7 protein-coding genes are annotated in these 7,770 nt (G+C 68.7%); 4 read left to right on the top strand and 3 right to left on the bottom strand.

Going from position 1 to position 7,770, the window contains the following annotated elements; genetic code table 11:
• Nucleotides 1-343: 343 nt before the first annotated feature.
• A complete protein-coding gene (locus ABZ434_RS35815; RefSeq protein WP_359146211.1) occupies nucleotides 344-1,138 on the bottom strand; it encodes a hypothetical protein in 795 nt (264 codons plus the stop codon).
• A gap of 701 nt (nucleotides 1,139-1,839) precedes the next feature.
• The gene (locus ABZ434_RS35820; protein ID WP_359146214.1) at nucleotides 1,840-2,313 is read right to left on the bottom strand and encodes a hemerythrin domain-containing protein; all 474 of its coding nucleotides are present in this window, start codon (nucleotides 2,311-2,313) and stop codon (nucleotides 1,840-1,842) included.
• A 440-nt stretch (nucleotides 2,314-2,753) separates the two neighbouring features.
• Here ABZ434_RS35820 and ABZ434_RS35825 point away from each other — a divergent pair, with 440 nt between their 5' ends.
• From ABZ434_RS35825 to ABZ434_RS35835, 3 genes are all read left to right on the top strand, one after another.
• The gene (locus ABZ434_RS35825; protein WP_359146217.1) at nucleotides 2,754-3,011 is read left to right on the top strand and encodes a hypothetical protein; all 258 of its coding nucleotides are present in this window, start codon (nucleotides 2,754-2,756) and stop codon (nucleotides 3,009-3,011) included.
• Between the two features lie 574 nt (nucleotides 3,012-3,585).
• Nucleotides 3,586-3,864 (top strand): DUF5133 domain-containing protein, encoded by a 279-nt coding sequence (locus ABZ434_RS35830; protein ID WP_359146220.1) that lies wholly within the window; start codon nucleotides 3,586-3,588, stop codon nucleotides 3,862-3,864.
• A gap of 132 nt (nucleotides 3,865-3,996) precedes the next feature.
• Entirely contained in the window at nucleotides 3,997-4,446 is a 450-nt protein-coding gene (locus tag ABZ434_RS35835) for a peptidase inhibitor family I36 protein (protein ID WP_359146223.1), read from the top strand.
• 1,079 nt (nucleotides 4,447-5,525) lie between these two features.
• Here the strand turns inward: ABZ434_RS35835 and ABZ434_RS35840 are convergent.
• Nucleotides 5,526-6,779 (bottom strand): cation:proton antiporter, encoded by a 1,254-nt coding sequence (locus ABZ434_RS35840; protein WP_359146226.1) that lies wholly within the window; start codon nucleotides 6,777-6,779, stop codon nucleotides 5,526-5,528.
• A 231-nt stretch (nucleotides 6,780-7,010) separates the two neighbouring features.
• Here ABZ434_RS35840 and ABZ434_RS35845 point away from each other — a divergent pair, with 231 nt between their 5' ends.
• Nucleotides 7,011-7,385 carry a VOC family protein gene (locus tag ABZ434_RS35845; protein WP_359146229.1) on the top strand — a complete coding sequence of 125 codons (375 nt, stop codon included), beginning with the start codon at nucleotides 7,011-7,013 and terminating at the stop codon, nucleotides 7,383-7,385.
• The last annotated feature ends 385 nt before the right edge of the window (nucleotides 7,386-7,770 follow it).

Genomic DNA, 7,770 nt, shown 5'->3' on the forward strand with positions numbered 1-7,770 from the left:
CGCGTACCGGATGTTCTGCCGCGCCATGTCGCGGGCGACCTCGAACGTCAGCAGCCGGACGTCCTCCGGGGTGCGGATCAGGTCCACGACCGGGCTGCGACCGCAACGTACAAGCACCCGCTCGAGCAGCACCGATCCGGGGCCACCAGATATGAAGGACACGGCTGCTTCTTCCTCGGGGCCGCCATGGCAGCAACCCGCACCATACGGCTCAGCACATGATCGGCCGGAAGAGTCCTGATCGACCCCGCGGCGCCCGAAGCGGTCCTGAATGCGAGTTCATGCACGGGGCGCCGCGTGTGTCCGGCCCGCGGGCGGGTCAGCGCAACGGGCCTGGCGGTGCTCAGTTCGGGCGCCGCAGGGCGGGCAGGTCTGCGCACAGGGCATCCGGGAAGGCGGGCTCGACTCGGTGCACGTCGGCGCAGCCCGCCTTCGTGCCGCGCGCGAGGGGCACCCAGCCCGCCTTCTCGGCCCGGAAGAACCACCGGTCGCCGATGCTCGCCCCACAGCCCGGCGCCTCGCCCTCGGGGCAGGCCGGACCCATGCGCGAGGACACGTCGAACGCCAGCCATTTCCCGTCGCAGTGCTCCTCGCCGCGGGAGGTGTGGTTCGGCACGTCGAGCGCCGCCACCGCCTGGTCGTAGGAGGCGGGGGTGCAGCCGGTGGGTGCCGGGTGGCAGCCGCGGTCGCCGCACATGCGCAGGTAGGGCAGGTCCGCGTCGTCCATGGTGAACGCTGTGTCGTTGTCCACGACCAGTTCGCGGTGGCCGAGCGCGGACGGCAGGCGCACCTCCGCGGTGCCGGTCGCGGTCTTCGAACAGTCGGCGTGCGGGTCGCCGGTCAGCGTGGAGAAGGTGACCTGCACCCACACGGTGCGCTCCGACGTGGAGGTCACTGCCGCCTTCAGCTCGCGCGCGCAGGTCTTCCCCTTTCCGGGCACCTCTGCGTCGACGCTGAGCGCGCGCCCACCGTCGGAAAGTCGGGCGGCAGTCACGCGGAAGGGCGCGAAAGTCTGCCAGTGCGGCGATTCCGTCGTCGTCGGCGCACCGGCCCCGGCCCGCTGGGTCCCGCAGGCGCCGAGCAGCAGTACGGCCACGGCGCTCAACAGGACGCCGGCCAGTGCTCTCCTGAACTGCATGAGTTCCGCCCCCATAAAAACAGTCGACCCGGGCAACTATAGATCGCCGCGTACACGTCAGGCCCGGCGCAACCACACGGTGGCGTGCGGCAGCAGGCTCGCTGGCCGGCCGTGGTCCCGTACGTCGTCCGGCTTCACGGGTCCGTGTTCGTCACGCCGACACCCTGACCTGATCGCCGCGTCCTTGCCCGCCTGCGCTTGTTCGGCCTGATCAAGCAGGTCGATACCCCTGCAAGGCGGACTGCACAGGCTCACAAGGGTTTTCCCCGGCCTCGGCCCGGTCACACTGGGCGGCGGAAACCCGGCCTGCGCTGAACCGCCTCGAGGCGCGCACCACGCAGGCGCCGTAGGCGAGATCCTGCCCAACCGCGGTATCGGCACCGAGCGCTTCAGCTGGCCGCGCGTACCGACTGCTGGGCTCAGTCACGGGTGTGACTGAGCCCAGCAGTCGGTACGTGAGCGCCCCGCTTGGCCCGCCTGAGCATTCTCGGTGGCCCGCGGGGTGTCCCTACCTGGTGTTGATCACTGTCCGGCAGGAGTGGAGGGATGCGGCAGGACGCGGCCGCATGGCTCTCTCGTGGCGCATCACCATGCCCCGGCCCAGACGGGATGTGAGAACGGAGGGGGCCGGAAAGTCCCGCGGGCGGGGCCGGCCACTGAGCCGGTCTCCGGTTCTTTCGCCACTGCCGTGCGGTCGGTGGCTACTGATGGGCGCTGGGGACGGCGAGGGGCTCGCCAGGAGCCTTCTTCTTCGCCTTCTCCATCTGGTCGCCGAGTTCGGCGAGGCGGTTGCGGCCCATGGCCTTACGGACGTCCGGGAACCATTCCTTCTCCTCCTCCTCGACGTGATGACGCACGTTCTCCATGAGGACGGTCATCTTGGCATCGAACCGCTCATCGGCCGGGTCGAGTGTCTCGAGCTCGGAGAGCATCCACAGCATCACGTGGTGCTCTTCAACGCTTTCAAGGACATCGTCCTTGGTGTCGGGGGCTGCTTCGCGGACGGCCGGATAGAAGATCTTCTCCTCGATCCACGTGTGTGTGGTGAGTTCGTCGATGACCCGGTCGGCGATCCTCCGCTTCTCGGCATACGCGTTCTCGCCGGCCTTCTCGAATTGCTTGAAGAGCTTCTCGACCGTCTTGTGGTCTTCCTTGAGCAGCACGATCCCGTCCATCAGGGCCTCCTCAGATCACATACAAGGCGGCGCGGTCGGCCACCCGTGACGCCGTCTACCCGGTGGGGCGCGGCCTACCTCTTCCCGCACGTGCTTTGCCTCCTCATCAGCGGTCCCGTGCCGTTGGGGGCCCCATCCGCCGGGAGGAGCGGTGCCGCAGAGCCCTTGGCGTGCCGTTTCTTCCGGAAATATGTGGCGCCGCGGGGACTGCCGCGGCGGGTACGTTCACGACCGTGCCGCCGATACCTCCGGCGGGATCCTCTCAGCGGATGCGCGGGACGCTCGGAGGACGTCGAATTGTGCCTGCCCCACTACATCGCCTCCCCGACCCGGAACAGCCGCAGCCGACGGCTGCGCGTCGTGTCGGAGCAGCGGGGTAAGCGAGGCGCAACACCAGCCCGCCCCGCACCGGGGCCGGCGCGTACCGAGGGAGCAGCAATATGACCGACCGCAGGCCAGAGGGCACCGCCTACACCGGAGCGAAAGGCTGTCCGCCGCCGATTCCTGCCGACGTGCCCGACCAGCAGGTGCAGGACGGCGAGGACGCCCTCGACGTGATCCTCCCGCCAGGTTCCGAGGACCGCTCAGCCGAGTCGGAGGATGAGCCCGACCCCGACGAGGCCGGCTCGGGCCGCAATGTTGCCCGCAACGCCGGCGTTCACCCGGAACACCCCACCCCGGACGAGTCCACGGGGTGACGGGCAGACCAGGGTCGCTGGGGCCCGGTCCAGGACGGGAGCCCCAGCGATCATCAATCCCAGGGTGTCCGCCTCGCTGATCGGCCGCACGGCGCACATCGCCACCGCGAACTCGTCACGTTCGATCCGCACGTCCACCACGTGCTCGCCGGCTACTCCTCGAGGACGTCCCGCTCAGTCCGTCGAGCGGCGATCCGGTCCAGCTTCACGGGAGCCGTGAATTGACCATGCGTAGGAGTTGTTTCGCGCACGGTGAGCGGAGTTCGGAAGAACCGTCAGAGGGTCTCGGCAGCCGAGAGCCCCTACGGCCAAGTACGAGTACGTGTGCCGCGGCACGCTGTCACCCCCGCGCCCCTGATGGGCAACTTCAAGCCGGCGACACCTCCATGAACAGGTTGGACACGCCGTAACCCACAGGCGGGCAGGAAGCGGCCCAGTGCCCCACGGTCACAGGACGTGTCCCGAAAGAGCCAGGAATGCTCTGTACGAAGCGGGGCATCCGGACATCGTCATGAGCGATACCCGCCCAGCCGTGTCGGCCGGGAGGACGAATCCCCTCGATGAGGAGTTGGCCTTGCTGCATCCCACGCCCGGTGACCTGCGTGCCGCATTGTCCTGCTACGCGGACGCAGTGATCGAGGACGAGCGCCATTCCACCCCGGACACCGTCCGGCGCCGCGAGGACACGGCGTACACCCTGTGCGTCATGACGGGCGTCAACGATGTGCGGCAGGCCCTGAGCACGGCCGACGCACTCCTTCGGACCAGCGCTCCAAGGGTGGCGACGGTCTCGAAGGAGGGAAGGCGGTCGGCGCCCACTCGTCCTACGCGTACAGGCACAGCAGCTGTCTGAAGCAGACGGAAACACCCGGTACGCCGCGAGAGCGCCATGGCTCCACCTCGTCCGCGGTCTGTGATCAGCACCATCTGTGTGAACCGCTTGCGCTGGGAACCGCCTTACGACCGGATCCCTCAAGAAGGACAGATGGGCGCGGAGATCAGTACCCGCTTCCACGGGCGACAACAGGGGTGGACGCTCATGAAACTGACAGTCAGAACCGCCGTGGCAGGAGCAGTCCTCGCCGCCGCCACCGCGTTACTGGCAGCTCCGGGAGCCTCAGCGGCTGATGACCCCAAAGATGGGGGCGTGAGCCGCTGTTCGGAAGGCAAGGTCTGCATCTTCGACGGCCACGACAACACCGGGGACGTCCTGCAGCTCGATCCGGTGGACGTCCGCAACATCGGCTGGGCGTGGAACGATCGGGCCGGCTCGGTATGGAACCGCAGTGACCGTCATGTGTGCATCTGGACCGACGAGAACTTCCGCGGCCTCGATTGGATCATCGAGCCGGGTAACAAGCAGGAACTTCTGTTCTCGTACGACAACGCGGTGACCAGCATCGAGGCCCATTACGGCTATGGCTGCGGTGGCTGAGCAGACCAGTTGACCGAACCCGCCATCCACCCGCGCTTCGAGGGAGGATGGCGGGATAGGCCACCGGATGGTGTCCCCGCCGCGTGCTCGCCGGCCGGAGTGCACCTTTCACGAGTAGCGCCATGCCCTCCGGGTCTCGCGCGACGAGGACTTCACGTACGCCGTTGTGTGCGGCGCCGGAGACACAACACCTCGTCCGAGTCCAGACGGCGCTCGTCGAACTCTTCGTAGTTGGAGCCCGCTCGGTCGTCATTGAGTGGACGGCCGCCCTTCCACACAGCAAGGTCATAGCTCGGAGGCGCATCGTCGCAGGACGCAGTTCTGCCGACGCCCGACGAACCGCACTCGAACGTCCACGGGTGATCCGTAGGAGACCCCCCGCTACCCACCGCGGCGACGGCGCAACGTCAAGTCGCCCGGGCGCGATTCATCAATCTTCGCCCCGCACGATGTGCGCTTCTCCCTGCTTGTCCAGGCTCGTCCCGGATCCTGCCCTCGGCTCTGTCCGGGCCGGCTGGTACGTCCGCACTCTGCCCTCGACGCGCTTCCGCCCGTTCGGCGTTCCCTCGGCTCCTCCGATGCCCATGAGTCACCTCCTGTCGTTGTCGGTTCAGGTGCCGCCTACCCGGCGCCACCTGCGGCACACGCGTCCGCCGCCCGTACGGCAGAGCCCAACCGCAGGGGTGGTCGACCATCGAGGTCGCCGGCCCGTCCGGGCCTGCTCGTCATGATGCCCCGCACCAACTCCACGCCCCTGTGCCTGGCGCGCCCGGAATCGCCGGCTCTCCGGACGGTCACAGCAGGGCTCCCCAAGTCATCCGAAGCGGCCCCAGGACGGGCGCTGCTGCCGTGACGCGTGCCGACCGAGGGCAGACGAGGTCGACGTGCCGGGGCTGTACTCCTCTCTGTCTGCCGCGTGAGCTTGAGCGACGTACGCGAAACCAGATCGTCATCCGCCGCCGGCCCTCCCCCGGCCTTGGCCGCTACCGCGGGAGGACGCCGTCGTCGTCACGCGCCACAGGAGGGGCGGAGCTGAGAGTCGGGAGCCCTCGGGGCGGTGGAAGCTCACCACGACCACGTCAGGGAATCCGGGAGCGCCGCTGGTCCAGGTGCCTGATGACGGGCGTGGCGGTCGCGCCGTGCAGGAGTACGGAGGCAAGGATCGTGAACGCCGTGACCGCCCACAGCTCGTCGGCGTACGGGCCGAACGGCCCCTCCCTGAGTGCGTACGCGAGATAGAAGAGCGACCCGATGCCCCGGATGCCGAACAGAGCCGTGACCGCGCGCTCTCGCAACGCGGACGGGAACCCCAACTGGGCGGCAGCGCCGGCGAGTGGACGGACCACGACGATGAGAGCGATCCCCAGGAGAGCACCTTGCGGGCTGAGGACCGACAGCCCGTCGGCGACCAGGTAGCCGCCCAGGAGGAAGAGCAGGACAGCGGTCAGCAGACGCTCGATCTGTTCGCTGAAGCCGTGGAGCACTTGGTGGTATCCGTGGTTGCGTTCGGCGGCCCGGATGGTGCAGGCCGCGACGAAAACAGCGAGGAATCCGTATCCGTGGACCAACTCGGTGATGCCGTAGGCGGTGAAGGTGACACCGAGCGCGGTGAACCCTTCCGTCTGCTGCGAGAGGCGTACGTGGGGGGAGCGGAAGAACAGCCAGCGGAGGAATCGGCCGACGGCCACTCCCGCGATCAGCCCGAGGGCTGCGCGCAGCAGTACGTCGGCCAGCAGCCAGTGGCCGATCCAGTCCCCGGACCAGCCATCACCTGCCGCGGTCGCAAGGGCGACGGCGGCGAGTACGAACGGCAGGGCCAGCCCGTCGTTGAGACCGGCCTCGGACGTCAGCGTGAAGTGCACCTCCTTTTCGTCGTCCTCGTCCTCGCCGCTCGTGGGCTCTCCGACCCGCACTTCCGCGGCCAGCACGGGATCGGTCGGCGCCAGCGCCGCAGCCAGGAGCAGGGCCACCGCCGGAGGCCAGTCCATGAGCCACCACCCCAGCACCGCCATGGCGGCGATGGTGAGCGGAAGGGCCAGTCCGAGGAAGCGCCAGGCCCCTGCCCACGCCCGCCATCCGAACGGCCTGTCGATCGCCAGCCCCGCGCCCATCAGCGACACGATCACGCAGACCTCCGTCACATGCTCGACCCAGACCCCGTCCCGTACGGGGTCGACGACGGGCACGTCAAAGGGCAGGAGGGCGATCGCCGCGCCGGCGACAAGGAACACCATGGGCAGGGAAAAGGGACGCCGCCGGACCACCGGGGGAAGGACTGCGGCCATGAGGATGCCGATGCCTGCAGCCATGTATATGCCGTGCGCCAATGTCATTCGGTTTCAGGTCTTCCGTCGATTCAGGCCGCAAGCAGACGGATGAGGCGGTCGCGCTCACTGCGGTTACGGCGGGAGGAACATCCGGATACCCCGCTGCCCACCCCCCACGCCCGCTCCACGGAACGCGGCCGCTGCCCGCTGTCCGCCTCCACCTGCCCTTACGGGCCCCGGCGCCGCGCAGGGCTGCATCAGATGCATGGGATCGGGCGTCGGGGCAAGGTGGAGGACATGACGACGACCCTCGGTGCCATTGTTCTCGGTACGCCCGATCCGCCCGCCCTGGCCGACTTCTATCGCGCTCTGCTGGCATGGGAGGAGGCGGAACGGGGGCCCGAGTGGGTCCGGCTGCGGGCTCCGGGACAGGAGCGTCCCAGTCTCAGTTTCCAGAGGGAGGCGGACCACACGCCCCCTGTCTGGCCCCCACGAGCAGGCACCCAGCAGATGCAGGCGCACCTTGATCTGCAGGTCGACGATCTGGAAGCGGAGACCGCGCGGGCCTGCGCCCTGGGCGCGACGTTGGAGGAGCACCAGCCGCAGAAGGACGTGCGTGTCCTGCGCGATCCACACGGTCACCCGTTCTGCCTTTTCCTCCCGGGCGCCTGAGAACGGCGTTGCCCGCATCTGGTCCTGCGCCCCCTGCACGGGCGGAGCGGCTCTACGGAGAATCTGCCGAGAGACAAGTGGTGTCCGTATCGACGACGGCGATCTTGTCATCGGCCGCAAAGTCTTCCGTCCTGTCAGCCACAGGCCGGCCGTGGACCTCTGCGAAGGGAACCGGACCGACGACTCGCGAGCCCGGACGCAGTGGCTGCGCAGGAAGAGCAGCGCCTCGGTCCGCTCGTCCGGGCCGGAAACGTCGCATCGCCCGAGGCCTTGTCGACGGTCAGGACGGGGCTGTCGAGCCCGTCATCGGTGTCTCTGCGTGACAGCCGCGGCGGCCGGGCGGTAACGGAACCTCGGTGAAGGCCCACCGCGTCTTCACCGAGGT

It is taken from the genome of Streptomyces sp. NPDC005761 (genome assembly GCF_040630635.1).
In the GTDB taxonomy this organism is placed as follows: Bacteria; Actinomycetota; Actinomycetes; order Streptomycetales; family Streptomycetaceae; genus Streptomyces.

Bases quoted from the DNA above. Each gene is read 5' to 3' on its own strand.
- ABZ434_RS35825 (WP_359146217.1), top strand. From the start codon at position 2,754: ATGACCGACCGCAGGCCAGAGGGCACCGCCTACACCGGAGCGAAAGGC.
- ABZ434_RS35820 (WP_359146214.1), bottom strand. From the start codon at position 2,313: ATGGACGGGATCGTGCTGCTCAAGGAAGACCACAAGACGGTCGAGAAG.
- ABZ434_RS35840 (WP_359146226.1), bottom strand. From the start codon at position 6,779: ATGACATTGGCGCACGGCATATACATGGCTGCAGGCATCGGCATCCTC.
- ABZ434_RS35835 (WP_359146223.1), top strand. From the start codon at position 3,997: ATGGGCGCGGAGATCAGTACCCGCTTCCACGGGCGACAACAGGGGTGG.
- ABZ434_RS35815 (WP_359146211.1), bottom strand. From the start codon at position 1,138: ATGCAGTTCAGGAGAGCACTGGCCGGCGTCCTGTTGAGCGCCGTGGCC.
- ABZ434_RS35845 (WP_359146229.1), top strand. From the start codon at position 7,011: ATGACGACGACCCTCGGTGCCATTGTTCTCGGTACGCCCGATCCGCCC.